We start from the raw sequence: 25290 nt of genomic DNA, 5'->3' as shown, positions 1-25290 counted from the left end.
GGTGCATCTTATGACAAAAGAACTTGAAATCGAATTTAAAAACATGCTCACTAAAGAAGAATACATGCGTTTACTGAAGGATTTTTCTGCTTTCCACAACGGGCCTAAAACCCAGCACAACCATTATTTTGACACGCCCGACTTTCAATTGAAGAACAAGCTCGGCGCTCTTCGCATCCGCAATAAACAGGGGCGCTTCGAATGTACGTTAAAGATTCCGGCGCCAGTCGGACATTACGAAATCACTGATAAATTGACCAGAGAACAAGCGCGCCGCATGCTGGAATTAAAGACTTTTGAAGCACCTGAAGTTTCGCTTGCCCTGCAGGAGCTCGATATTCCATTGACGCAATTAGAATCGATCGGCACATTGACCACTCATCGTGCAGAGTTCGACTATCTGGATGGGCTTCTGGTGATTGACCATTCCGAGTACAACGGCCATGAAGATTTTGAATTGGAATTCGAAGTAGCTGATGCTGAAAATGGCCAAAAACGCTTCTTGGATTTCCTGCAGCAGCAAGACATTCCACAGCGTCCCGCCGACAAGAAAATCGCCCGCTTCATGAATTCTGCTTCTGTCCGTTCTGTTGACAAATAAATTTTATTGCCTAATTTTTCCAACTGTTCAATCGATTTGTTTGAGATATTTGTGCTGCGTTGTTAGAATGAGTTTACAGCTAAAGCAAAGGAGACACGATGATGACTGGAAAACCGATTATTCCGTACGAAGAGATTGGTGCGGAAACATTATCACAGTTAGTCGATGCATTTTATGCTCGCGTAGCGGCACATCCAAAGCTGCAGCCTATTTTTCCAGATGACCTTTCCGAGACCGCCCGTAAACAAAAACAATTCTTAACCCAATATTTAGGTGGACCGAATTTGTATTCAGAAGAACATGGGCATCCGAGACTAAAAGCAAGACATAATCCATTCGCAATAACGCCTGCTAGAGCTCAGGCTTGGCTTGAGTGCATGAGTGAAGCAATGGACGAGGTGGGATTGAGCGGAAAATTCCGTGAAACCTTATACAATCGACTTGTTTTAACTGCACATCACATGATCAATGAGTCTGACAGTGAGGAGGAGTTGGAGTGAGCAATCTAGATTTGGTCCAGGAAATTCGTGAACCTGCGAATTCTTTTAAACCAATGGAGTTGTATGTTTTCGTAGACCCCTTGAACCCAGAATGTTGGGAGCTTCAAGCAGTTATACGGAAACTCCAGATCGAATACGGCCATTACTTTTCTATGCGTATTGTATTGAGTACACAGCTGCTCAATTTAAATAAAGGAACACTTTCATCAAACATCGACACGAACAACTTAACCCATCCTGTTTTGCCGTCTGTGGCGATTAAAGCAGCAGAGCTTCAGGGAAAACGTTCTGGAAACCGATTCCTGCACAAATTGCAGGAGCACTTGTTCCTTCAATCAAAAGATGTTTCTTCATATAATGTTTTACTGGAAATTGCGGAAGAAGCAGAATTGGATCAAGAAGAGTTCAAATTGGACTTCCACTCTGTACATACCGCAAAAGCTTTCCAATGCGACTTACAGATTACACGTGAAATGGAAATCAACGAAGTGCCAAGCATCGTATTTTTCAATGAATGCATTGAAGATGAAGGTGTTAAAGTATCCGGACTTTATTCATACGATGTCTACCAGACAATTTTGCAAGAGATGATGGGTGAAGAAAGCTTAAATCGTCAGTCCCCGCCACCCTTGGATGATCTTTTTACTAAATACTCGACAATGGCCACTAGAGAAATTGCTTCTATTTATAATATTTCCGAACAAACAGCCGAATGCGAACTGAAAAAACAAGTGCTCCAACAAAAACTGGAACGCATCTGCATGGCAAAAGAAACCATATGGAAAGTAAAATAGCCTGCCTCCCCTTTTGGGGGAGACAGGCTATTTTTTTGGCGTCAAGATGGCTATGGAAAGTATATATTCTGTAATAGAAAGTATTTGTGCTGAAACGGAAAGTATTCCGTATTTATTGGAAAGTATTTGGGTTGAATTAGAAAGTATCTGAATCGAATCGAAAGTCTGCCCAATAAAGATGCGAAAAAGCGAAAGGCGCCTTCCACGTCCGGAAGGCGCCTTTCTATATTACACAAAGGGGATGGGAGAAATGTTCACGCTCAAACAAAGGGGTGTATGTTTGTATGTGATTTATTTCACAACCTAATCTTAGCACGGCATAATAGTTAATGCAATAATTCACAAAGACTTTCACAAATTTGTCATAAACGAGCTGTGTATTATCCAATGTCTGTTTGAACTTAACTATTGTGTAATAACAAATAGAAAAGAGAAACTAACTAATATCGTTAGTTTCTCTTCCTTCTTATTTATTCAACAATAGTTTCTCAAGCTCATTAAGTTTTTGTTCGAACACTTTGCAGGCTTCTTCAACGGCTTTTGATTGTGTCATATCGACACCGGCTTTTTTCAGCACTTTAATCGGATAATCCGAGCTGCCGGCTTTCAGGAATTCATTGATATAGCGGTCGACAGCGGGTTGTCCTTCTTCTAGGATCCCTTTGCTCAAGGCAGTTGCTGCACTGAAGCCTGTCGCATATTGGAACACATAGTAATTATAGTAGAAATGCGGGATTCTCGCCCACTCCAAACCGATTTCTTCATCGACTGCTACATCCGGTCCGAAATATTTCTGATTCAGTTCATAATAAACTTCTGTCAGGCGGTCTGCAGTCAGCGCTTCGCCATCCTGATCCATTTTGTGCATCATATGCTCGAATTCAGCAAACATGGTTTGGCGGAACACCGTCCCACGGAATCCATCCAACCAGTGGTTCAGCAGATAGATGCGTTCCTGGTCATCTTCAGTGGCGTTGACCATGTATTCATTCAAAAGGGCTTCGTTGGTGGTAGAAGCCACTTCTGCCACGAAAATTGAATAATCGCCGTAAATATACGGCTGATTGGCGCGCGTATAATAACTGTGGACACTATGGCCGAACTCATGCGCCAATGTGAACAGGTTATCGACGTTGTCCTGCCAGTTCATCAGGATATACGGGTTTGTTCCATAAGTACCCGAAGAATAGGCTCCACTGCGCTTGCCTTTGTTTTCCTTGACGTCCACCCAGCGATTATCGATGCCTTCTTTGACGATGCCAACATATTCTTCTCCAAGTGCTTCAAGGCCTTTAAGCATGATGCCAGTGGCTTTTTCGTATGGAATCTCCATTTTCACTTCTTTGACCAATGGCGTATGCATATCCCACATATGAACCTTATCGATGCCAAGCACTTCTTTGCGCAGGGCAGCGTAACGGTGCAAGAGGTGAAGGTTATTATTGATGGTCTCCACCAGATTATCGTAAACCGCTTCCGGAATATGGTCATCAGCTAAAGCTGCCTGGCGAGCCGATTCGAATTTACGGATCCGCGCATTGACGTTATCACGCTTAATATTGCCTGAAAGTGTAGAAGCGAACGTATTGCGGAATTTGCCATATGTCGCATAAACGGCTTTAAATGCATCTTCCCGCACACGGCGGTCTTTGCTTTCAAGGAAACGAATATAGTTGCCATGTGTAATCTGTACTTTTTCGCCCGATTCATCTTCAATTTCCGGGAATTCAAGATCTGCATTATTCAGCATGCCGAACGTTTCGGAAGAAGCACGGCTTACTTCAGACATTTGGGCAAGCAGGGATTCCTGTTCTGCCGGTAAGACATGAGGACGCAATGAATTTAATTCTTCGAGTGCTTGTTTGTATAAACTCAAGCCTTCATGGTTTTCAACATAGTCATTTAAGACGGATTCCTCCAGCGCCAAAATTTCCGGTGTCAGGAAGGACAAGCCCGCTGATACTTTCGCAAACAAAGACTTTACGCGGCTATCCAACGCCTGATATTTTGAATTGGTGGTGTCTTGGTCATAGCGCATATGGGAATACGTGTAAAGGCGTCTTAAGCGTTCAGTCAACTCATCTTTATAGACCAGCACCTCATAGAGCGCTTCCGCATTTTCCTGCAATTTCCCTTGATAGGATTCGGCTTTATCTCCAAGAGCTGCAACTTCTACAAACTCTTTTTCCCACAGCTCGTCGGTTTCAAATATATCTTCCAATCTCCACGTCAGTTCTGTTGGTATTTCTTCTCTTGCCAATACTTTCTCAACCATTTAATTTCCTCCTCTGTCCCACTCTTTCGGGAATCGAACTACACCTTATTTTCTCAATTTTCACAAGGTTTTGCAATAGTTATGGTAGACGATATCCAAAAGACTGTTATCAGTCAAGGCACTTCCTCCAAAAGACAGAAAACAGGAAAGGTAATCTTCCAAAACTGCTGCTGCCTGTCCTTCTTGCGTACCGGCACTCAATGTCAGTTTGCCCGAACGGATCAAGTCACGAAGCGGAATCTTTTTTTCCTGTGCAGCCACAGCATGCAATTGCCACAACACTACAGGTTCTTTGAAACACTGGGCGCCTCTGACTGGGATACCGATGAACTCTGGTACATTTGCCATATCCATTCGCAACTCGTAGCAAAGACGGCAATAAACGTTTCTAATCCGATTTTCAGCGTACAGCTGATTTCGGATATAGCGCTTTTTTTCAGCCTTAAAAATTTCCATCACTGTTTTGAACTCCGCTTTCGACAGCGGCTTCGGAACTGCAAATGGAAAGACCTGCATAGCAGCTGAAATCGACTTCGTTTTGCCCACCCACCGATTTGAACTGATGAACAATAAATTGGAGTGATAATAAAATCGATTAGCCGGAGGGAAAAACAAAAGAATGAAAGGAAGCGCTCCCCTTTTCTGCTGCATGGCAATTTCGTGGGATTTCAATCGCAACAAGCCGATTCCTTCATTGCAGGGCTCTTGTAAGCCTTTAATCCATATGTCCTTGATGTCTAATCGCCGATAGCCTTGCGAGCGCTGCTGGAGGTCCTCAGGTGATATGGTGCTGCATTGGAACTCAATGGCATATTGGCCATCTACCAGAAGATCTGCACGCTGCCGGATTTCAGGCAAGTAGTTTTCCAGATTGACTTTAAAGTTCCGCTGTTTGAAGAATTGATGGAGAAGGAGTTTTCCTTGAAGGTGTAAAGATGATTCAGGTTCGCTGTAATGGTCGCAGCCTGAAAGAGTCCGATGGGCAAAATGAGGGATGTTGATTACGCCAATTTTTAAAAGCAATGGAGCTTGGCAGGATGGGCAAAAGAATCGACGCTGGGTGCGAATGTACTGAAGTTCATGCCTATCGTGTTGTCCGGTCAAATAAAACAATTCCTGTTGTTCTGTTTTAGCCACTAATATATCAATCACTCTCCTTTTTTCCATTCTATGGAATCCAGCCTATTTTGGCAATAAAAAAAGACCTCCTGTAAAGGAGGCCTTAGCCAAAGTAATGCAGTACATTTGAGAGCGCGTCTTCTTTGAAGATGGGCTTGCCGTATTCTTCAAGTCGGTGAACTGTAACAGGTGATATGCGCAAATATTCTGTGATGATGCTGACATTGTTTTTGATATCTTCTTCAGAATGAAGAATTTCATCAAAACTTGTGTAAAGGTAGTATTTGTTCTCAAAGTGATAAACCGCAGATTCAATCGGCACATACATCAAGCGCCGTGCAATCGGCAATAGTTCTTCCACTTCTGAGAAGACAAATGTATATTCAAGTTTCTTAATATCGGGTTCATCAAAAACCGGTTCGAATTCATCAAATTCGGGAGTCACCGCATCTTCACTTGCAAACATTTTGCGGCGTTCCTCTATGTCATCAGGCAAATCAAGCTTTTGCCCATCTTTAGTCAATTGAGCACGTGTTACTGTGACTTCGAGTCCTTTATCCATCGCTTGGACTTGGATCCACAGAGGGCCTTCCATTACGAAATCGGCTTCTTCATTAACTTCATCCATCATTTCCCAAAAAAGTTCTTCGCTCTTATCTCTGTTAAACCAGATTTCGTCACGGCTAAACCCTCGCTCTTCAACGTCGAGATAGGAAATGTAAAATTTAACTGTGTTGTCGTTAATGCGTTCTATTTCCATTTTACACCTCTCCTTTACGGTTTGGACTAAGAGAACCTTCCTCCGAGCCGTGCTTGTGTTGCTTCTAATAAGTATAACTTCTTTTGCAGGCAAAGAAAAAGTTTATGCCTATCTTCCAAAGACAAGTTACAAGTACATAGAGTTTAAATCACTTAACTGATTTATGCAACTAATTAAAATAAAGAAAAGCTGCCCCAGGATCTATTATGAAATACCATAAAGACCGGACAGCTGATGTGCTTATTGTTAGTTTACCATTCGCTGAGCTTCAAGCAGTTGATAAGCTCTAACTTTACGCGGTAGGAATCGACGGATTTCATCTTCGTTATAGCCGACTTGCAGACGCTTTTCATCCATGATGATCGGACGGCGCAGCAATCCTGGATGTTCCTGAATTAATTCGTATAAACGCTGAAGTGGTAAACTTTCAACATCTACATTCAATTTTTGGAATATTTTAGAACGGGTTGAGATGATTTCATCTGTACCGTCTTCAGTCATACGTAAGATTTCTTTGATTTCACTGATTGTCAAAGGTTCAGAGAAAATGTTGCGTTCTGTATATGGAATTTCGTGTTCCTCAAGCCAAGCTTTTGCTTTTCTGCAAGATGTGCAGCTCGGGGACGTGAATAATGTAACCATCATAATGGAGCACTTCCTTTCGGATTCATGAAAATTTAGTGTGGTTCATTTTTCAAATTAGAATCATTATAGTTTAGAGGCTCTACATTCATTATACAATGTATGGGATGAATTTAATAGTGTATTTCAGTAAAAAAATTAAATTTCAAGCTTTTTGTCACATATTCGCTATACATTCTTTATACTTGTAAGCTTGTATATTTAAATTTACCCCATTTTCTTTTGTCGTAAACTTCCAAACTAAAATTTTTTATTCTCAGTTACAGCTTCTTTTTGAAAATCGATTCTAGTATATATTACGTTTCAAACTGAAAATAGTTCCATCTAAATTTATGATTGCTATAAGATATTTTTATTTCCTTAGCCAAACACCCTATTCACAATCCCACGAACCAGCTTAAGGCGTATAATCCACACCTTTAGAATAAGTATTCCCTGCATTCCAAAGAAGAAACTCTTCAATTCCATTATCGTTCAACGCCTTGATCTGAGCTTCCACTTCTGCTTTTCCATACCGCAGATAGTTGCCTGATCCAAGATAGCTGGCGGTGAAATCCTGAAGCCAAGGCCTTGAAACTGGCGGATTTTCCAAAGCACCCAACACCTGGTTTTCCACCTTGGCATATTCCGCAACCAGATTATAAGGTTCGAGATCCGGCTTGGCAATTCCAAAGTAAGAGGTCCAGTGGCTTGGATAAATCATCGATGAGATGACATCCACATTCTCAGAAATCTTGGAAAAGTTCTGGCCGATGCCTGGAGCTTCCGGCAGTGTTGCCGCATAGCCGAAAATATCGACCGATACATCCACTTCATACGGTTCTAATTGTTCTTTTGCATAGGCAACAAAATCCGTTACCGCCTCTACTCGCCGCTGTATCGGATCAGCATCAGAGTTTGCGTAATCCCCGAGCGAATAGCTGAGATCATCAGCACGGTGTTCAAATCCTTCCGGAAAACGGACATAGTCGAATTGAATTTCCTTAAAACCAAGCTTAGCGGCTTCGATAGCAATTTGGACATTGTAGTCCCACACTTCTTTCAAGAATGGATTGACGAATGATTCTCCGCGATTATTTTTCCAGACCTGTTCTCCATCCATAAATGTCAGCTCAGGCTGCTGTTCCGCCAGTACGGTATCTTTAAATACCACCACGCGAGCGATAGGATAGATTTCTTTTTCTTCCAGCTGCTCCAGCATAGCTCTTGGGTTTTTAATCAAAGGCTGGCCCAATCCAAGTTCCGCCAGTGCTGAGCCGTCTTCCGGTATGTATGTCAAATGGCCAAAATCTTCTTTGATATCGATGACCATGGCATTCAATTCTGTTTGCTCCACCAGTTCAACCAGTGATCCAAACCGCTCCCCGCCTGCAGAATGAGCTGTTACAAAAATCCCCCGAACGGCATCCGGATAGGCAAATTCGAGGCCTGAATCAAATTTAAACAACTGGGAAGCTGCCAAAACACTCGAATCAAGTTCTATTGTATTGTATGTACGCGGTGTAAAATCCGGTGTTTCGCTTTCTTCAGCTGCATAAACGTTGCCAACACTTGCCAATAAAACGCCTGCTGTAAGAATTACTGCTGTCTTCAATGATTTCGCCATCTTCTTGCACCCCTTATTCCACTTTTACGCCAAGTTATTTATACTTGCTTACCCGCCTTCTAATTTGATCAATCGCCTAAATCGGCTCCTTAGCTCAGAGCCCTCCTTATATGAATAAACTTTAATATCCAGTGTTATTCCATTCTAACATTTATCTGACTAATTGAAATAAGAAATCATCCGCCTGGATGCAGCTATTGATAACTCTTTCACTATGCCAGCCAATAGATTGTTCTCACAAAAAAAAGAACGATGCCCATTAGGACATCGTTTTGCTGTTACTTCGACACTGATGCTGATTTAATCGATTCGAATTCACGTTCTGAGCATTGAACAAAATGGCCAGGACTGATTTCTCTCATACGCACGTCATCAGCTTCTGTGTATTTATGGATGGCCGGATCGTAGGACTTGCGGATCCGGTTGCGTTCATAGTTGGGGTCAGGCAATGGAATAGCTGACAACAGTGATTGCGTATAAGGATGCAACGGATTATTGTACAACTCCTCTGCAGGAGCCAACTCCACCAATTTTCCGAAATACATGACACCAATGCGATCAGAAATGTACTTGACCATCGATAAATCGTGGGCAATAAACAAGAACGTCAACCCTTTTTCCTGTTGAAGTTCTTTCAATAAGTTGACGACCTGAGCTTGGATGGATACATCCAATGCAGAGATCGGCTCATCCGCAATGATGAAATCCGGATCTACTGCCAAAGCACGGGCTATGCCAAGACGCTGGCGCTGTCCACCCGAGAATTCATGCGGGTAACGGTTAGCGTGCTCTTTGTTCAAACCAACAGTTTCCAACAAATCGTAAACCATTTTTTTCCGTTCAGTCGAGTTTTTCGCCAAACCATGGATATCGATGCCTTCAGCAATGATATCCATAACTTTCATACGCTGATTTAACGAAGCATAGGGATCCTGGAAAATCATCTGCATTTTACGGTTGAATTTCTTCAAGTCCTGCTTGGACTTTTTGCCATGGACATTCTCACCTTCATAGAAGACATCCCCATCTGTTGCATCATATAAACGGATGATGGAACGGCCAGTCGTCGATTTCCCACAACCTGACTCTCCAACCAATCCGAGGGTCTCACCTTTGTAAATATCAAAGCTGATGTCATCTACTGCGCGGACTTCATTGGCTTTGCCGATGTTGAAATATTGTTTCAGGTTTTTGATTTCCAGTAATTTTTCAGCCATTACACCGCGCCCCCTTCATAATATCTGCTTCCTGGGAATTTCTTCATTCGTTCAATGACAGTTAAAGGCGGTTCTACCTGCGGCGCATCCGGATGCAACAACCAAGTGGCAGCTGAATGCGTATCGCTGACTTTAAAGAAAGGAGGGTTTTGCTCCATATCAATTTTCAGAGCGTATTCGCTGCGAAGCGCGAAAGCATCTCCTTTTGGCGGATCCAATAAATCAGGTGGCGTTCCTGGAATTGCATACAACTTGGCATCCTCCGTGTCCAATGAAGGCATGGAGCTCAATAAGCCCCATGTATAAGGATGCTGCGGGTTATAGAAAATTTCATCGACTGTACCGATTTCGACGATTTTCCCGCCGTACATAACCGCCACACGATCAGCTACGTTCGCCACAACTCCAAGGTCATGGGTAATGAAAATGATTGATGTATCGATTTTTTTCTGCAGATCTTTCATCAATTCCAGAATCTGCGCCTGGATTGTCACATCAAGTGCTGTTGTCGGCTCATCCGCAATCAGGATCTTCGGATTGCAGGCGAGTGAGATGGCGATAACAATACGCTGGCGCTGTCCACCTGAGAATTGGTGCGGATATTGCTTCATCCGCAATTCAGGTTTCGGCATACCGACCATGCGCAATAAATCGATTGCTACTTTTTTCGCTTCATTTTTGCTGATCTTTTGATGCTTCAGCAAAGGTTCTGTCAGCTGCCGGCCGATTGGCATTGTCGGATTCAAGGAAGTCATTGGATCCTGGAAAATCATCGAAATTTCTTTTCCGCGGATTTTCTGCATTTCTTTATCGCTCAACTTCGTCAAATCACGGCCGCCAAATAGAATTTCGCCATTTTTGAACTCAGCGGAACTTTCAGGCAGCAAACGCATAATCGATTTCGTCGTTACAGATTTGCCTGAACCCGACTCCCCTACGATTGCCAACGTTTCACCTTTATTTAGATCAAAGTTAACCCCGCGTATCGCTTTAACTTCCCCGCCTTGGGTGTTAAAGGAAAGCTCAAGGTTTTTCACTTGTAAAATTTTCTCCATTTTAAACTTTCCTCCTTAATCTTTCATCTTCGGATCGAGGGCATCTCGAAGTCCATCACCGATTAAGTTAAATGCAATCATGATCAAACTTAGCAAGATAGCTGGGAACGCTAAGATATGCGGTGCGAACTGAATTAACGCATAGCCATCGTTAATCAATGTTCCGAGTGAAGCATCCGGTGCCTGCAGCCCCAATCCAATAAAGCTCAAGAAAGCTTCAAAGAAAATAGCGCTTGGAATTGTAAACATGGTATTGATGATGATTACGCCTAATACGTTAGGCATCAAATGCTTCCAGATTATACGAGTGTCGCTGGCACCCAACGTGCGGGCGGCCAAAACGAATTCCTGGCTCTTGTACTTAAGCACCTGGCCACGGACAACTCGAGACATCCCTGTCCAACCGGTTATCGTCAGAGCGATGATGATGGCTAATATTCCCGGATCCATGATTAGAATGAACAGGATAACCACAACAAGGTTTGGAATACCTGTTAAAATTTCAACGACCCGTTGCATGAAATCATCCACACGTCCGCCAAAGTAACCGGAAATCCCGCCGTAGATGACGCCGATCAACATATCAATCGCTGCTGCAACGAAAGCAATGAATAGGGATACTTGAGTCCCTTTCCAGACACGTGAGAACATATCACGGCCAAGTCCATCAGTTCCGAACCAGTAGTTGACTTCAACGTTTTTCATTTCATACAAATCGACTTCTTTGCCGCCTAAAGTTCCGACTCCATCAAGGATCCCCAATTTTTCAATGACTGGGATCTTTGGTGGCAAGTTAGCGTGAGTAATAGTTTGGGCATTTGGTGCATACGGGCTGATGACCGGCCCTAAAAACGCCATAATGACGATTAGACCAAATAACACAATGCTGAATAAAGCGCCTTTGTTTTTGCGGATACGGTACCAGGCATCTTGCCAGAAGCTGACACTCGGCTTTGTGATGCGTTCCGCTTGATGTGCATCTAATGTAATGCGTTCAAACGAGCCTTTCGGCAGTTCCGGAATTTTATCGATTTTTTGAGTCATTAACTTTTACCTCCTGAAAGACGGATACGAGGATCAATGACACCATAGAGAATATCGACCAGTAAAATGATGACAATCAAGAATACTGAGAAGAAGATAGTGGTTCCCATAATGATGGAGAAATCACTGACCATAATTGATTTAACGAATTGTTCCCCGATGCCCGGAATTGCGAAAATCTGTTCCACTACGAGTGATCCAGTAAGGATGGATACTGCCATTGGGCCAAGAACTGTAATCAACGGAATCAATGCGTTACGGAATGCATGCTTGAATGCGATTTCTGAACCGCTTGCGCCTTTGGCTTTCGCCAAGGTGATGTAATCCGAACCCAGTACTTCAATCATTTCAGTACGGATAAAACGTGCAGCTGTCGCAAGCGGGAACATGGCCAACGCGATGGATGGCAGAACGCTGGACATAAAGCCGTCTTTCCATAATGCAACCGGGAACAATTCCCATTTCAATCCGAACCAATATTGAAGTAAAGATGCAAAAACGAAGGACGGAATTGAAATACCAACAATAGCGATAAACGTACTGGTGTAATCCATCCATGTGTTTTGCCTTAAAGCGGCAACCATGCCCAATAGAATTCCAAGCACAGTTCCGATCAGCATACCTTGGAAACCAATTTGAGCTGAAGGGCCCATACGGCTTAAAATAACATCTGTTACATCTGCGCCTTTAAATTGGTTAATGGAAATCCCTAAATCTCCTTGCACTAACCCGAACATGTAATCAAAATACTGAACCGGAAGAGGTTTGTCCAAGCCATATCTTGCCTCTACAACTGCTCTTTGATCTGGAGTTAATTTATCTGCGGAAGCGATTGGGGAACCTGGTAGTACATTCATCAAGAAGAACGTGAACGTAGCGATTAAAGCCAGAGTGATAACCATATAAATTAAACGTTTGCCAATATATTTACCCATTGTGCACCTCCAAAAATAAGTCTATTTGACAAGCTCTATGCATAATAAACAGAGTCTTGTTATATTCATGAGTTAGCAGAAAACCGTTAATTTTCGGTTAATTCCTTTACATTAGAAAAGAGAGTATATCGTCCTAACAATGCGATATACTCTCCTTCTATTTTGTTTTTACAGTAACGGGATTAAATTATTCTTTTCCAGAAATAGAAGCCCACTTATAGCTGTATTCCCCACCGAATGGGTGTTTGATGATACCGTTAACGTAAGGTTTTTGAAGAGCTTTTTCACCACGTTGGTAAATTGGTGCAATCGCTGCATCGTCTTCTAACAAGATTTTTTCAGCTTTAGCCATTGCTTCCCAACGTGCAGCTGGATCTTGTGCAAGTTCTGCTTTAGCAGATTCTACTAATTTATCAAATTCTTCGTTAGAATAAGACATCAAGTTGTGTGAAGATCCTGTTACGAACAAGTCAATGAAAGTCATTGGATCTTGGTAATCAGGGCCCCATCCAGATGTTTGGATGTCATAATCCTGTGCTTCGTCAAGTTCAAGACGAACTGCAAAAGGTACTGCTTTCAGATTAACTGTCAAACCTTCAAGATTTGTTTCAAGTTGATCTTTCAAATATGCATCCATGTTCTTAGCTGTTTCTGTATCGCCACCAAGCAATTCCAAAGTGACTTCAGTCAAGCCTTCTTCCTCTAAGCCTTTAGCCCAAAGTTTCTTAGCTTCTTCAGCGTTGAATTCAAGCATGTCTCCGTTTACTTCACGGAAATCTTTTTTGCTTTCATCAAAAGTGAATTCAGTTGGAACTAAGAAGTTTGCAGGAAGTGAACCATTCGCCAATACAACATCTGCTAGATCTTGTTTGTTGAAAGCTGTTGCAATTGCTTTACGGATATTTACGTTTTTAAGAGCTGTTGCTGCTCCTTCACGTTCTTGGTTAAATTTCAAGTAAAATACAGTTGGCTCCAAATCAGTTACTACTTCTTCGTTATCGCCATACTGCAATGCAAATTCTCCACTTAGGATTGCTTGGTCTTTTTCACCTGAGTTGTACAAGTTCACTGAAGTAGCAGGTTCTTTAACTACGTCAACATTGATTGTTTCAAGTTTAACTGTTTCAGCATCCCAGTACTCAGGATTTTTCTGCATTTTCCAAGTCAAGCCAGTGCCGTCCCAATCAGTAAGTGTGAATGGTCCGTTGAAAAGAAGGTTGTCAGAGTTAGACGCATATGCATCGCCTTTTTCAGTAACAAACGCTTCGTTTTGCGGGTAGAAAGTTCCGAATGCCATTAATGACATGAAATATGGAACCGGGCGTTCAAGTTTTACTTCAAGAGTTTTTTCATCAATAGCTTTAACGCCTAGTTCTGCTTTATCCATAGAACCTTCAGAAATTGCTGTAGCGTTAAGGATTGTTCCGCTCATCATGTATGGACCATAAGGAGATCCAGTTGCAGGATCAATCGCACGCTGCCAAGAGAACACGAAATCTTCAGCTGTTACAGGAGTACCATCTGACCAGTTAGCATCACGCAATTTAAACGTGTATGTCAAACCGTCTTCGCTTACTTCTGGCTCGCCTTCAGCCAATGCCGGAATAGCGATGTTTTCTTGATCTAAACGAAATAGTCCTTCGTTTACGTTATTCAAGATATTGAAAGCTACTGTGTCTTCAGCGATTGCCGAATCCATTGTTGGAATTTCTGCGCTTTCCATCAAGTTAAGTTCTTGTACTGAGTCTAAATCCCCAGCTGTCTCTGTACCTTCTTTTTCGTCTGTAGTTTCAGTCCCAGTGTCAGCGTTATCGCCGCCCCCACATGCTGCTAGAAAAGCACTTAGTACTAAAACTAGGCTTAGTAGCCAAAAAATCTTGCTGTTCTTCACTAAATTGACCCCCTCGAATTTTCTGAAAACTTGGTACACTGCTAATTATACATAATTTTTTTTTGTTGTACAGAACTTTTTTTGGAAATTTTTACACTCTTGTAACAATTGCGTTACATTAACATTACATAAAAGCGCCAGAATATTGGATTTGTAAGCGTTTTCGCCGTCTAAGATAAATAAAGAATTTTTGATTTTTTTTTTGATTTCTTCTACAATTGATAAGAATCGAGGTGCAAGTTTTGAAGAAAATAGGTTTCTCTTTAGTAATTATCCAAGTATTGATTTTCGTGACAATATTTTTCCGGGCAGAAAATCTTTCCTTGTTGTCCTATATCAACAACTCATTTATTTACGGTGGCGTTCTGCTGTTTTTCGGTTTGTGGGTTTTCGTCGTCCGTACAGGCGTATTTGATATATTCACCATCAGCATGAGAAAAGCTTTTAAGCTGAAATCCACACTGGATGATGATGAAATGCGTCCCCCATCCGAAGCATTGGGATTTTCCAGTTCTCTGCTGTTGACCACAGGCGCAGTCACTATGCTGATCATGGGAATTTGCCTGATGATTTACAGCTTCTAACATTGCACCTCAAATCGCTTATGTATTATAATAATAAGACATATATTGAGCGATGAAAAAGAAGAGTAGATGCAGTTCCTTCTATAAAGAGAGTCTGTGGTTGGTGGAAACAGATGGAGGATTGCATTGAATGGGCTTTTGAGCTGAACCGGTGAACGTGGAGTAGCCGGTTCCGTGTTCTTCACGTTATGAAGAAGAGTGGCCGGTGACGGCAACTAGGGTGGTACCGCGGAAAACACATCATTCGTCCCTTCTTTTAGGGGTGTGTGCTGTGTTTTTTACTTTGAGGAGGAATATTGATGAAGAAAATTTTTTCAGGCGTTCAGCCTACTGGTACGGTGACACTCGGAAATTACATAGGAGCGTTTAAGCAATTTACAGATTTGCAGGACGAGTATGATTGCATCTTCTGCATCGTCGACCAACATGCCATTACAATGCCCCAGGATCGTTTAGAGCTCCGGAATAACATTCGTGCTTTAGCAGCTCTCTATTTGGCTGTCGGAATCGATCCGGAAAAAGTCACTTTGTTTATCCAATCTGAAGTTCCTGCCCATGCACAAGCCGGATGGATGCTGCAATGCGTCTCCACTATCGGTGAACTTGAGCGCATGACCCAGTACAAAGACAAGTCCGCGAAAAACACGTCTGTTCTAGCAGGATTATTGACTTACCCACCATTGATGGCAGCCGATATTCTTTTGTATCAGACGGATATCGTCCCTGTCGGCGATGATCAAAAGCAGCATATCGAACTGACACGTGATTTGGCAGAACGCTTCAACCGCAAATACAACGACATCTTTACGATCCCTGATATTCGCGTGCCCAAGAACGGAGCACGCATCATGTCCTTGCAGGATCCGTCGAAAAAGATGAGCAAATCCGATACAAATAAAAAAGCCATCATTACTTTATTGGATGACCTGAAAACGATCGAGAAAAAAATCAAGAGCGCTGTCACGGATTCTGAAGGAGTAGTCAGCTACGACCCGATCAACAAGCCTGGTGTTGCGAACTTGTTGACTATTGAAGCTGCATTGACCGGAGAAAGCATTGATAGTCTGGTGGCTAAATATGAAGGTTCCGGCTACGGAGACTTTAAAGCTTCTGTTGCCAAAGCCGTCACTGAGCATTTGGCACCGATCCAAGAACGTTACGCTGCGCTTCTCGGTTCTGAAGAGCTGGATGCGATACTCGATGCCGGTGCTGAAAAAGCCAATTATCTGGCAAATAAAACGTTGAAGAAAATGGAAAACGCTATGGGTCTTGGACGGAAAAGAAAATAAAATATACAAAAAGGAGCTGCGAATTCGCAGCTCCTTTTCCATGTTCTTTTATTCAGCTACTTCTGCTGATTCTGCATTTACTGCAAGATCAGACAAGTACACTCCAGTGCCATCACCGATTGCATAGTTCATTACGCGTTTATTGACAGGAGCCAATAGTGCACGGTATAGCGTAGGGAATACCGGTACTTCGTCAACCATCAATTGCTGCCATTCGTTGTAAACTTCTTGGCGGTATGCTAGGTCAAATGCTTTTTCTGAACGGCCTTCTGCTAGAAGACGGTCATTTTCTTCATTTTCCCAACGGCCGAAGTTGTACAATGTGTCAGCGCCGTACAGACCTGAAGGATCTACGTCAATTCCAACTCCCCAAGCTGCTTGGTAAACATCTACGCTTGGATCATCTTCTCCGCCGTTACCTACACGATCGTAGAACGAGTTAAACTCAACCATTTCCAAATTCACGTTCAAACCAACAGCTTCCCAAGACTGAACATAGTATTGTGCCAAAGGCTCAGCTGTATCGCCGCCAGTCATAGAAACGAAATTGATTTCCAATGGGTTGCCTTCTGGATCTTCACGGAAACCGTCATCATCTGTATCAACATATCCAGCTTCTTCCAAAAGTTGTTTAGCGACTTCAGGATCGTATTCTCTGCCTTTATTGTTTTCATCATGGAATTCAGGATGGGATGGCGGAATCAATGTTGTAGCATTCCAACGCAAACCGTTATAGAATTTTTCGCCGACAGCTGCGTTATCCACTGCATGCCACATTGCTTGGCGAAGCTCTACATCGCCCATTTTCGATTCTGGGTCATACGCAACACGGTTGTTTTCAGCATCCCATGTTCCCTGCTTGAAGCCGATATACGTATAAGCACGATCAATTGTTCCCAAATACTCTACGTTCGACATTTCAGCGTTATCCGGGAATTGATCTACAGGGAAATCACTTACCAGGTCAACACCGCCAGTTTCCAATTCCTGAACGACTGTCGAACTGCTGATTACTTTAATTGTTACACCATCAAGTTTTGGTTCTCCGCGCCAGTAGTCTTCGTTTTTAGAAAGAGTCACAGACTCTCCAGGTACAATGCTGTCCACTTTGAATGGCCCAAAACCGATTGGCTTTTCACGCACTTCAGGTGAAGACGAGATATCAGCAACTGCCATGTCTCCGAAGATGTGCTTAGCCAATGGGTAAGTCCAGATACTTCCTGTTAATAGAGAAGGTGTTGATTCGATATACGTAATCGACAAGGTTTTTTCATCGATCACTTCAATGCCTGAAATTGTATCAGCTTTCCCGCTGTTATACTCTTCCATTCCTTCAATGTTGGTGAAATCAGTATTGTAGCGAGGGCCGTCATAATCAGGGTTACCGATTACTTCGTGCGCAAACAGCCAATCTTCTGCAGTTACAGGTTCGCCGTCATGCCAATTGACATTGTCGCCAATTTTGAAAGTAAATGTGCGGCCATCTTCTGAAACTTCATATGTTGCAGCTCCATCATTGGTATACACATAGTTTTCATCCCATGTTAATAGACCTTCATCAAACCAGTTCAAAATTTCAGCATCCGGTGCACCGGAGTAGAAGTTCCAGTTCAATGTTCCTTCAAATACTGTATCCGACACCAAACCGAAGGTAACGGTTCCGCCATCAATGGCTTCCCCTTCATTTGTTTTTACATTGTCGAAATCTTCAATTGAGTACATGCCGCCATTCTTCAGATCCTGTCCGCCGTCGGCTTCTTTTTTCCCGCCTTCTTCTTTAGACGTATCGTCTCCGGAACAAGCTGCCAAGACCATTACAAAAGACAACATCGGCAATGCTAAATATCTGGACCATTTGTTTTTCGCCATTCTCTGTTTCCTCCTCTTTTCTAATAACTAAAGATATTTCTGACAGATGTTGTACTCGAATAGAGTTGTTTCTTTCTGGTACTGAGAACCCTACTCCTCCTTTTCCCCCCGCTTTTTGTCACCCTCTACGCTGTCGTGCGTCAGTAGCGCGTTTTAACGCTTGCCCGACATTATTTATGCTAAGCATCAAAACAAAAATCAGGATTGATGCAGGTAACCAAATCCACCATCGTAATTCCAGTGTTTGCGGATTTCTTGCATAACTGATCAAGGTCCCCAAACTCGGAGTCGATTCCGGGAAGCCGAACCCTAAAAAGGATAAGCCTGACTCGATTCCGATATTGCCTGCCAAATTCAACGTCATCGTAACAATGATGATCGAACTAAGATTCGGCAGGACCTGGAAAAACATGATTTTAAAATCGGATGTCCCTAATGTTTTAGAAGCTTTTACGTAATCCAGTTCTTTTTCCTGCAATGCTTTTGAACGGATCAATCGCGCAATTCCCATCCATAGGAAAGCTGTCATGATCAATGAAAAAGATACAATACTGTATCCTGGTACCGCTGTAACAAATGCGATAACGATCATCAAAATCGGCAAAACCATGAAGAAGTCAACAAAGCGCATGAAGATATTATCCACAGTACCGCCGTAATAACCAGAAATCAATCCTACCAATATGCCGATGATTCCAGTCAGTAATGTGACCAAAAATCCAATAGCTAATGAATTCCGTGTACCGATGATCAATTGCCCGAAAATATCGCGGCCGCCGTAATCCGTCCCCAGCCAATAAGTGGCCGATGGCGGCTCATATAGTGCAAAAAGATCTACTTTGATAATCTCAGACTGGTCCATAATGATCGAAGTGCCGAAGACGCCAGCAATGATCAAAAACAGGAACAAGAGAGAACCAAATGCAACTTTGTCCCGAATCAGCTCTCTTAGTAATATACTGAATCCAGATGGGCTTTTGCCAAGATCCACATCAGGGATTTGTGCTCCACTGTCTTTATCAATTCTCATATTTACACCTCTAAAATTGTCATTTATTATTTAATCCGTATGCGTGGATCAACCAAACTCAAGATGATATCGGATAGCAAAGCCCCGATAATCGCTGCTAGTCCAAACAACAGGACAAGAGCTGTCATAACGCTGTAATCACGTAAACTGATTGAAGAAAGGAACAATTCACCCATTCCTGGATAGCCGAAAATATTCTCGATGAAAATGGTCCCGCCAATCAAGCCCGTGATTTCATAGCCGAAGAAGGCGGCAATCGGCAACAGGGAATTCCGCAAAATGTGGCGATTGTAGACCCGTGTCTCAGAATTGCCTTTTGCTCTGGCTGTTACGATAAAATCTTTTTGTTTTGTATCAATGATCTCACTTCTCAAATACTGGACTGTTGAAACAGTTGTAATTAATGCCATAGACAATGCCGGCAATAATAAATGATTCAGTTTGCTCAGGAAATATGCGAAGGTTCCCGGTTCAGTACCCGGTGTCACACTTCCGCTTGTCGGGAACCAGCCCAACTGGAATCCAAAAACAAACAGCATAACCAAGGCGAAAATAAATAATGGAGCTGCAAAGCCTATATACGTATATCCTGTGATGGCACGATCCAACCATGTGTCGTTAAAGCGGCCGCTGATGATTCCAAGTGGAATGGCAATCAAGTAAGTCAGGATCAATGTAGCCAATGACAGCCACAATGTATTGATCATGCGTTCGCCGATCAATTCAGATACTGGCATCTTAAAGCGGAATGACTGTCCGAAATCCCCTTGAAGCACACCTTTGATCCAGTCGATATACTGTACATACCATGGATTGTTCAATCCAAGACGTTCTCGCATCGCTTCGATGGTGGCAGGGTCGATATTGGGATCAATCAGTCCGGTTAATGCATCTCCAGGCATTGCTTGGGCCAAGATGAAGACCAAGACACTCAAGAGGATAATTTGCGGGATAGTTATAAGTGTTCTGCGTAAAATTAATTTCCACATACCATTCAACCTCTCTCAGGCAACGCTACTTGGTGGGTAGCTGAAATTGATTTTAAAGAGAAAGGCAAACCTTCTTCATCAAAAAAGTCTTTCTCCAACTTGTCGTACTCAGATTTCACCAGTTTGCGATTTTCGTAATGCATTTCCCGATTGCGCGGGTTGCTGTCCGGAATGGCCGCAATCAACCGTTTTGTATAAATGTGCTGCGGGTTGTTGAAAATTTCGTCAGATGTCCCATGTTCAACATATCGCCCTTTATACATGATGCCGATGTGATCGCACATGTGGCGGATAATCCCCAAATCATGGCTGATGAATAAATACGTCAAGTTCAATTCTTTTTGTATTTCACGCATGAAATTCAATACTTGCGCCTGGACGGAAACATCCAAGGCAGATACCGGTTCATCCGCAATGATCAATTTTGGATTGAGCGCTATTGCCCGGGCAATACCGATCCGCTGCCGCTGTCCTCCGGAGAATTCATGCGGGTATTTATAGATAGCTTCTGGACTGAGCCCAACTAATTCCATTAGCTCCTGAACACGGATCCGCTCTTCTTTAGCCGATAAGTTTTCATAGTTGCGCAGAGGTTCTGCCACAATATCCACTACTCTTTTTTTAGGGTTCAATGAGGAAAATGGATCTTGGAAAATCATCTGGATATCTTTTCGCACATCAATATACTCTTTCTTGTTGATCGTAGCCAAATCTCTTCCTTCAAACATGACCTTGCCTGAAGTGATATCGTTCAAACCGATAATCGCGCGTCCAGTTGTTGTCTTTCCTGATCCAGATTCGCCGACAAGCCCATAAGTTTGGCCCTGTTCAATAGAGAATGAAACACCATCTACTGCGCGAACATGATCTTTTACTGTCTGAAAGACTCCTCCACGTACGGGGAAATGAACTTTCAGGTTTTCAACTTCAATTAGCGACATAATTGCGCTCCTCCTCGGCTTGTTCTGGGAAGTAAAAGTCCTTGTAGCATGTGCAGCGCACAAAATGTCCAGGACTAATTTCATGGAGTTCCGGTGAAGCTTCATGTGAAGATTCTTCGATCCAAGGAATTCTGGCAGCGAACCGGCAACCGGTTCTCGGCAGTTTCTGGAGCGATGGCACTACCCCTTGTATTACGTGAAGTTCTTCCTTCACGTCGTTCAATGTAGGTATTGAATTTAAAAGTGAACGGGTATACGGGTGCTGTGGATTTTCCATCAATGTATAAACATCTGCAATCTCCACAATTTGGCCCGCGTACATGACTGCTACCCGATCGGCCATTTCTGCTACGACACCCAAATCGTGTGTGATTAGGATAATGCCGGCATTGATGGTGTCTTTCAATTCTTTTATCAAATCAAGGATCTGTGACTGAATCGTCACGTCTAATGCAGTTGTCGGTTCATCTGCAATCAACAGTTCGGGCTGATTGGAAATCGCCATAGCGATTACAATACGTTGGCGCATTCCGCCTGACAGTTCATGCGGATACTGGTGATATGTTTTTTCTGGACGGGGAATGCCCACTTGATTCAATAAATTGATGACCTGCTTTTTTCGCAGGCTCTTGGAACTTTTCGGGTTGTGCAGGAAAATTGCTTCATCGATTTGATCTCCCACCACCATAAGCGGATTCAGAGCTGAAAGTGCATCCTGAAAAATCATTCCCATATCTTTGCCGCGCAATTTTCTCATTTGGCTGGTGCTGGCCTTTACCAGGTTGATCCCTTTGTAATCAATATCCCCTTCGATTTTGGCTCTTGTATGAAGACCCATGATAGAAAAAGCAAAAGCACTTTTGCCGGATCCTGATTCACCTACGATCGCCAATACTTCGTTCTTTCTAACGGTCAACGATACATCATCAACTGCAGCGTAATAATCATCTTTAATTCTAAAAGACGTTTTTAAATTCTTGATATTCAACAAAACATCATTCACATTTATCCTCCTCAAAATGAATCCGTTCTATGGTTGTCTTCTTGCTGAACTGAGCGACTTAATACATGCAATGAAGTTTTCAATTTTCAGACATATCATCCTAAAAAAAATGTTAACACTTGCTGAGCTGTTTCCCCGGAACAGCATATCAACGTTAATGTTTTCTTCGGATAATGGTTTCTACCATTAATTTTATTACAATAAAATTACAAAAACAATGATTATTATTAATTTTATGAATTATTTCGTAATTCCGAATAGCAATTTCTCTTTAGAAAACCAGTCGTACCAACGTTTCGATAGAGATTAAATTATTGTGAATATACACTCATTTTTTAACGAGAGAGAGCCTAGTAAATATTGTTCATATAATTTGTATTGTACATCCATATAATTAAACACTAATACTCTGTGTAAATAGAATAACACAAGCTAAACAATAATCGGAAAACTTTTTCAATTTTTATAAAAATATGTCATAACCCCCTTATTTCTACATGGAAAGCATAAAAACAGCTAGCTGCGTCAACAAAGCGCAACTAGCTGTTTCATCTAGATAGTGGTTAAATTTTCTTGAATACCAGTGAAGCGTTATGTCCACCAAAGCCTAATGAATTGCTCATAGCAAATTTCAAATCCGCTTTGCGGGCTTCATTTGGAACATAATCCAAATCGCATTGCTCGTCCGGTGTTTCGTAATTCGTTGTTGGGGGCATAATGCCTTCTTGAAGAGCCAACGCAGTGAAGATCGCTTCTACTCCACCTGCTGCACCAAGTAAATGGCCTGTCATAGATTTTGTAGAACTCATTCCTAATTTATAGGCATGCTCACCAAATACCGTTTTCACAGCCATGGTCTCGTACAAATCATTATATGGTGTACTCGTTCCATGCGCATTGATATAACCGACTTCCGTTGTTTCAACACCGGCATCTGCCAAAGCTTGTGCCATTGCACGGGCCGCTCCTTCTCCACCTTCAGCAGGAGCTGTAATATGGTGGGCATCGCCAGTCGAGCCGTACCCGACCACTTCCGCATAGATTTTGGCGCCACGCGCTTTTGCGTGTTCATATTCTTCAAGGATAACGATCCCCGCACCTTCACCGATAACGAATCCATCGCGGTTTTTATCGAATGGACGGGATGCTGTAGCTGCATCGGGATTGGTAGTCAATGCCGTATTGGCTGTAAAACCGGCTACAGACAATTGCGTGATCGGTGCTTCAGCGCCACCCGAAATCATTACATCTGCGTCTCCGCGCTGGATGACTTTAAAAGCATCTCCAATCGAATTGGTGCCGGACGCACAGGCAGTCACCGAGCAGGAGTTGATGGCTTTTGCGCCAAAGTAAATCGATACTTGCCCTGAAGCCATATCAGGAATAATCATTGGAATCAGGAATGGGCTGATGCGGCGGACGCCTCTTGTATTCAGCACATTCATCTGGTTTTCAATGGTTTCCATTCCGCCGATGCCGGAACCGATCCACACACCCGTACGCAAAGCTGTGTTGTCATCCAGTTCAAGGTCAGCATCTTTCATGGCCATAATGGAGGCTGCTAACGCATAATGCGTAAAACGGTCCATTTTCCGGGCATCTTTCTTTTCTACATAATCTTCCATTGAAAAACCTTCTACTTCAGCTGCCACTTTTGCTGAATACAAATCTGCATCCAATCTAGTTAAGGGACCGACACCGGATTTCCCGCTTTTTACAGCTTCCCAGGTCGTTTCGATGTTATTCCCTAAAGGTGTTACAGCACCAATTCCCGTAATGACTACACGGCGATTATCCATTCTATCTTCTTCCTTTCGCATAGCTGATTATTTGCCCCACTTCATTGCAATTGCTCCCCAAGTCAAGCCACCACCGAATCCAACCATGACGATGACATCGTCATCTTTGACACGGCCTTCTTCGATGTCTTCGACAAGAGAAATCGGAATTGAAGCTGCTGAAGTGTTGCCATACTTGTGAATCGTTTTTGACATTTTTTCAATTGGAAGCCCCAAGCGTTCTCGGGACGCTTCCATAATTCGAATATTCGCTTGATGCGGAATCAGAAAATCGACGTCCTCTTTCTGCAATCCCGCTTTTTCAATAACATTTACAGCAGATTCACCCATCTGGCGAACTGCAAACTTGAATACTTCCCGGCCGTTCATCTGCAGATGATCTTCTTCATCTTGGAACAGGTGCTTGCCGCCAGACCCATCAGCCCCCAGTTCAAAGGACAGAATCCCTCTTCCTTCGGATACTTTCCCAATGATTGCGGCTCCCGCTCCGTCACCGAAAAGGACAGCCGTATTGCGGTCTTCCCAGTTGGTGATTTTTGATAATTTCTCGACGCCCACAACCAGAATATATTTATAAACATCATTGTCGATGAATTGTTTTGCTGTGATAACTCCATACATAAAGCCGGCACATGCTGCTGAAATATCCATGGCTGCAGCATTGACAGCGCCAATTTCCTGCTGGATGACACAAGACATCGATGGGAATGGCTGGTCCGGCGTTACGGTCGCCACCAGGATCAAACCAATTTCAGCAGGATCGATTCCAGCATCCTGAATCGCTTTTTGCGCAGCTTCACGAGCCATATGAGAAGTGTCCTGTTCCTCTCTCGCGATTCGGCGTTCTTCTATGCCTGTCATTGTTCGAATCCATTCGTCACTGGTATCCATCCGCTGCTCTAATTGAAAATTCGTCAATTTATCTTCAGGCAAGCATCTGCCCATACCGATTATGCCAGCATTCATTTTATATCCCTCATTTCACTTGTCATCATATATTAGTACCTGGTGTTAATAATACGTCATCTATCCTTTAATTTCAACTAACTGACATATTTCCGACAAAAAATCTTCAATCTCTCCAATCTTCCTTTCTGTCTGTCGGAGCTTGTGCTATGATTAATCTAGATATTCTATGTAGAGGTGAAACTAGATGCAATATATTGGAACGTTCTTATGGTCATTCTTATTGATTTCATTGGTCAACTATGTGGTAAGTGCAGTACAAAACGTACCGTTCGACTTCATGATCGGCGTTTACATTTCAGTCGGAGTTTCAATCATGATCTTCGTTATGTCAGCTGTCATTTCTAACGAACCAGCTCCTGAAAAGCATTAATAGAAAAA

The 25290-nt window shown here is 42.7% G+C and carries 23 protein-coding genes and 1 other annotated feature; of the genes, 6 read left to right on the top strand and 17 right to left on the bottom strand.

The window, feature by feature from the left end; all coding sequences use genetic code 11:
* Window positions 1-10: 10 nt before the first annotated feature.
* The 3 genes from H9630_RS02375 (at window position 11) to H9630_RS02365 (ending at window position 1895) form a co-directional block, all read left to right on the top strand.
* On the top strand, window positions 11-601 hold the full coding sequence (locus H9630_RS02375) for a CYTH domain-containing protein (protein ID WP_191713880.1): 591 nt from the start codon (window positions 11-13) through the stop codon (window positions 599-601).
* Window positions 602-702: 101 nt separating this feature from the next.
* The gene (locus H9630_RS02370; RefSeq protein WP_191714486.1) at window positions 703-1101 is read left to right on the top strand and encodes a globin domain-containing protein; all 399 of its coding nucleotides are present in this window, start codon (window positions 703-705) and stop codon (window positions 1099-1101) included.
* On the top strand, window positions 1098-1895 hold the full coding sequence (locus H9630_RS02365) for a ClpXP adapter SpxH family protein (RefSeq protein WP_191713879.1): 798 nt from the start codon (window positions 1098-1100) through the stop codon (window positions 1893-1895). The genes H9630_RS02370 and H9630_RS02365 overlap by 4 nt, the downstream gene beginning before the upstream one ends.
* A gap of 466 nt (window positions 1896-2361) precedes the next feature.
* Here the strand turns inward: H9630_RS02365 and pepF are convergent, their stop codons facing one another.
* The 10 genes from pepF to H9630_RS02315 form a co-directional block, all read right to left on the bottom strand.
* Window positions 2362-4170, bottom strand: a complete 1809-nt coding sequence (gene pepF, locus H9630_RS02360) for an oligoendopeptidase F (RefSeq protein WP_191713878.1) — start codon at window positions 4168-4170, stop codon at window positions 2362-2364.
* A 60-nt stretch (window positions 4171-4230) separates the two neighbouring features.
* Window positions 4231-5337 carry a competence protein CoiA gene (locus H9630_RS02355; protein ID WP_225218323.1) on the bottom strand — a complete coding sequence of 369 codons (1107 nt, stop codon included), beginning with the start codon at window positions 5335-5337 and terminating at the stop codon, window positions 4231-4233.
* Window positions 5338-5392: 55 nt separating this feature from the next.
* Window positions 5393-6049: an adaptor protein MecA gene (gene mecA / locus H9630_RS02350; protein WP_191713877.1), complete on the bottom strand. Its 657-nt coding sequence runs from the start codon at window positions 6047-6049 to the stop codon at window positions 5393-5395.
* 246 nt (window positions 6050-6295) lie between these two features.
* Window positions 6296-6691 carry a transcriptional regulator SpxA gene (gene spxA, locus H9630_RS02345; RefSeq protein WP_006829729.1) on the bottom strand — a complete coding sequence of 132 codons (396 nt, stop codon included), beginning with the start codon at window positions 6689-6691 and terminating at the stop codon, window positions 6296-6298.
* Between the two features lie 397 nt (window positions 6692-7088).
* A complete protein-coding gene (locus tag H9630_RS02340) occupies window positions 7089-8297 on the bottom strand; it encodes a putative glycoside hydrolase (protein WP_191713876.1) in 1209 nt (402 codons plus the stop codon).
* 278 nt (window positions 8298-8575) lie between these two features.
* The gene (locus H9630_RS02335) at window positions 8576-9514 is read right to left on the bottom strand and encodes an ABC transporter ATP-binding protein (protein ID WP_191713875.1); all 939 of its coding nucleotides are present in this window, start codon (window positions 9512-9514) and stop codon (window positions 8576-8578) included.
* Complete coding sequence (locus tag H9630_RS02330) at window positions 9514-10569, bottom strand: ABC transporter ATP-binding protein (protein WP_191713874.1); 1056 nt, start codon at window positions 10567-10569, stop codon at window positions 9514-9516. Before H9630_RS02330 ends, H9630_RS02335 begins: the two co-directional genes overlap by 1 nt.
* 15 nt (window positions 10570-10584) lie before the next feature.
* Window positions 10585-11613: an oligopeptide ABC transporter permease gene (gene opp3C / locus H9630_RS02325; RefSeq protein ID WP_191713873.1), complete on the bottom strand. Its 1029-nt coding sequence runs from the start codon at window positions 11611-11613 to the stop codon at window positions 10585-10587.
* Complete coding sequence (gene opp3b, locus H9630_RS02320) at window positions 11613-12548, bottom strand: oligopeptide ABC transporter permease (RefSeq protein WP_191713872.1); 936 nt, start codon at window positions 12546-12548, stop codon at window positions 11613-11615. Before opp3b ends, opp3C begins: the two co-directional genes overlap by 1 nt.
* Before the next feature lie 187 nt (window positions 12549-12735).
* On the bottom strand, window positions 12736-14439 hold the full coding sequence (locus H9630_RS02315; protein WP_191713871.1) for a peptide ABC transporter substrate-binding protein: 1704 nt from the start codon (window positions 14437-14439) through the stop codon (window positions 12736-12738).
* 242 nt (window positions 14440-14681) lie between these two features.
* On the opposite strand from H9630_RS02315, the gene H9630_RS02310 reads away from it, so the two are divergent.
* Window positions 14682-15023, top strand: a complete 342-nt coding sequence (locus tag H9630_RS02310; RefSeq protein WP_191713870.1) for a DUF3899 domain-containing protein — start codon at window positions 14682-14684, stop codon at window positions 15021-15023.
* Window positions 15024-15066: 43 nt separating this feature from the next.
* Window positions 15067-15278: a binding site (T-box leader), on the top strand.
* Window positions 15279-15322: 44 nt separating this feature from the next.
* Complete coding sequence (gene trpS / locus H9630_RS02305; RefSeq protein ID WP_191713869.1) at window positions 15323-16312, top strand: tryptophan--tRNA ligase; 990 nt, start codon at window positions 15323-15325, stop codon at window positions 16310-16312.
* Between the two features lie 48 nt (window positions 16313-16360).
* Here trpS and opp4A read toward each other — a convergent pair whose 3' ends face one another.
* The 7 genes from opp4A to H9630_RS02270 form a co-directional block, all read right to left on the bottom strand.
* Window positions 16361-18181, bottom strand: coding sequence for an oligopeptide ABC transporter substrate-binding protein (gene opp4A, locus H9630_RS02300; RefSeq protein ID WP_191713868.1), 1821 nt, complete (start codon window positions 18179-18181; stop codon window positions 16361-16363).
* A gap of 118 nt (window positions 18182-18299) precedes the next feature.
* Window positions 18300-19211: an ABC transporter permease gene (locus H9630_RS02295; RefSeq protein WP_191713867.1), complete on the bottom strand. Its 912-nt coding sequence runs from the start codon at window positions 19209-19211 to the stop codon at window positions 18300-18302.
* A 26-nt stretch (window positions 19212-19237) separates the two neighbouring features.
* Entirely contained in the window at window positions 19238-20200 is a 963-nt protein-coding gene (opp4B, locus tag H9630_RS02290) for an oligopeptide ABC transporter permease (protein ID WP_191713866.1), read from the bottom strand.
* Between the two features lie 5 nt (window positions 20201-20205).
* Window positions 20206-21141 carry an ABC transporter ATP-binding protein gene (locus H9630_RS02285; protein WP_225218322.1) on the bottom strand — a complete coding sequence of 312 codons (936 nt, stop codon included), beginning with the start codon at window positions 21139-21141 and terminating at the stop codon, window positions 20206-20208.
* Window positions 21128-22144 carry an ABC transporter ATP-binding protein gene (locus H9630_RS02280; protein ID WP_191713865.1) on the bottom strand — a complete coding sequence of 339 codons (1017 nt, stop codon included), beginning with the start codon at window positions 22142-22144 and terminating at the stop codon, window positions 21128-21130. Before H9630_RS02280 ends, H9630_RS02285 begins: the two co-directional genes overlap by 14 nt.
* Before the next feature lie 563 nt (window positions 22145-22707).
* Window positions 22708-23943, bottom strand: a complete 1236-nt coding sequence (gene fabF, locus H9630_RS02275) for a beta-ketoacyl-ACP synthase II (protein ID WP_191713864.1) — start codon at window positions 23941-23943, stop codon at window positions 22708-22710.
* A gap of 27 nt (window positions 23944-23970) precedes the next feature.
* The gene (locus tag H9630_RS02270) at window positions 23971-24909 is read right to left on the bottom strand and encodes a beta-ketoacyl-ACP synthase III (protein ID WP_191713863.1); all 939 of its coding nucleotides are present in this window, start codon (window positions 24907-24909) and stop codon (window positions 23971-23973) included.
* A gap of 187 nt (window positions 24910-25096) precedes the next feature.
* Here H9630_RS02270 and H9630_RS02265 point away from each other — a divergent pair, with 187 nt between their 5' ends.
* The gene (locus H9630_RS02265) at window positions 25097-25282 is read left to right on the top strand and encodes a DUF2929 family protein (RefSeq protein ID WP_191713862.1); all 186 of its coding nucleotides are present in this window, start codon (window positions 25097-25099) and stop codon (window positions 25280-25282) included.
* Window positions 25283-25290: the final 8 nt, after the last annotated feature.

Origin of the sequence: Planococcus wigleyi, assembly GCF_014836985.1 — a bacterium.
Taxonomy (GTDB): domain Bacteria; phylum Bacillota; class Bacilli; order Bacillales_A; family Planococcaceae; genus Planococcus; species Planococcus notacanthi.
This window is presented reverse-complemented; position numbering and strand designations above follow the sequence as displayed.

What these genes read in the sequence shown, in the direction of transcription:
- H9630_RS02375 (WP_191713880.1), top strand. Translation starts at nt 11, where the DNA reads ATGACAAAAGAACTTGAAATCGAATTTAAAAACATGCTCACTAAAGAA.
- H9630_RS02370 (WP_191714486.1), top strand. Translation starts at nt 703, where the DNA reads ATGACTGGAAAACCGATTATTCCGTACGAAGAGATTGGTGCGGAAACA.
- pepF (WP_191713878.1), bottom strand. Translation starts at nt 4,170, where the DNA reads ATGGTTGAGAAAGTATTGGCAAGAGAAGAAATACCAACAGAACTGACG.
- H9630_RS02355 (WP_225218323.1), bottom strand. Translation starts at nt 5,337, where the DNA reads ATGGAAAAAAGGAGAGTGATTGATATATTAGTGGCTAAAACAGAACAA.
- mecA (WP_191713877.1), bottom strand. Translation starts at nt 6,049, where the DNA reads ATGGAAATAGAACGCATTAACGACAACACAGTTAAATTTTACATTTCC.
- spxA (WP_006829729.1), bottom strand. Translation starts at nt 6,691, where the DNA reads ATGGTTACATTATTCACGTCCCCGAGCTGCACATCTTGCAGAAAAGCA.
- H9630_RS02340 (WP_191713876.1), bottom strand. Translation starts at nt 8,297, where the DNA reads ATGGCGAAATCATTGAAGACAGCAGTAATTCTTACAGCAGGCGTTTTA.
- H9630_RS02335 (WP_191713875.1), bottom strand. Translation starts at nt 9,514, where the DNA reads ATGGCTGAAAAATTACTGGAAATCAAAAACCTGAAACAATATTTCAAC.
- H9630_RS02330 (WP_191713874.1), bottom strand. Translation starts at nt 10,569, where the DNA reads ATGGAGAAAATTTTACAAGTGAAAAACCTTGAGCTTTCCTTTAACACC.
- opp3C (WP_191713873.1), bottom strand. Translation starts at nt 11,613, where the DNA reads ATGACTCAAAAAATCGATAAAATTCCGGAACTGCCGAAAGGCTCGTTT.
- opp3b (WP_191713872.1), bottom strand. Translation starts at nt 12,548, where the DNA reads ATGGGTAAATATATTGGCAAACGTTTAATTTATATGGTTATCACTCTG.
- trpS (WP_191713869.1), top strand. Translation starts at nt 15,323, where the DNA reads ATGAAGAAAATTTTTTCAGGCGTTCAGCCTACTGGTACGGTGACACTC.
- opp4A (WP_191713868.1), bottom strand. Translation starts at nt 18,181, where the DNA reads ATGGCGAAAAACAAATGGTCCAGATATTTAGCATTGCCGATGTTGTCT.
- H9630_RS02295 (WP_191713867.1), bottom strand. Translation starts at nt 19,211, where the DNA reads ATGAGAATTGATAAAGACAGTGGAGCACAAATCCCTGATGTGGATCTT.
- opp4B (WP_191713866.1), bottom strand. Translation starts at nt 20,200, where the DNA reads ATGTGGAAATTAATTTTACGCAGAACACTTATAACTATCCCGCAAATT.
- H9630_RS02285 (WP_225218322.1), bottom strand. Translation starts at nt 21,141, where the DNA reads ATGTCGCTAATTGAAGTTGAAAACCTGAAAGTTCATTTCCCCGTACGT.
- fabF (WP_191713864.1), bottom strand. Translation starts at nt 23,943, where the DNA reads ATGGATAATCGCCGTGTAGTCATTACGGGAATTGGTGCTGTAACACCT.
- H9630_RS02270 (WP_191713863.1), bottom strand. Translation starts at nt 24,909, where the DNA reads ATGAATGCTGGCATAATCGGTATGGGCAGATGCTTGCCTGAAGATAAA.
- H9630_RS02265 (WP_191713862.1), top strand. Translation starts at nt 25,097, where the DNA reads ATGCAATATATTGGAACGTTCTTATGGTCATTCTTATTGATTTCATTG.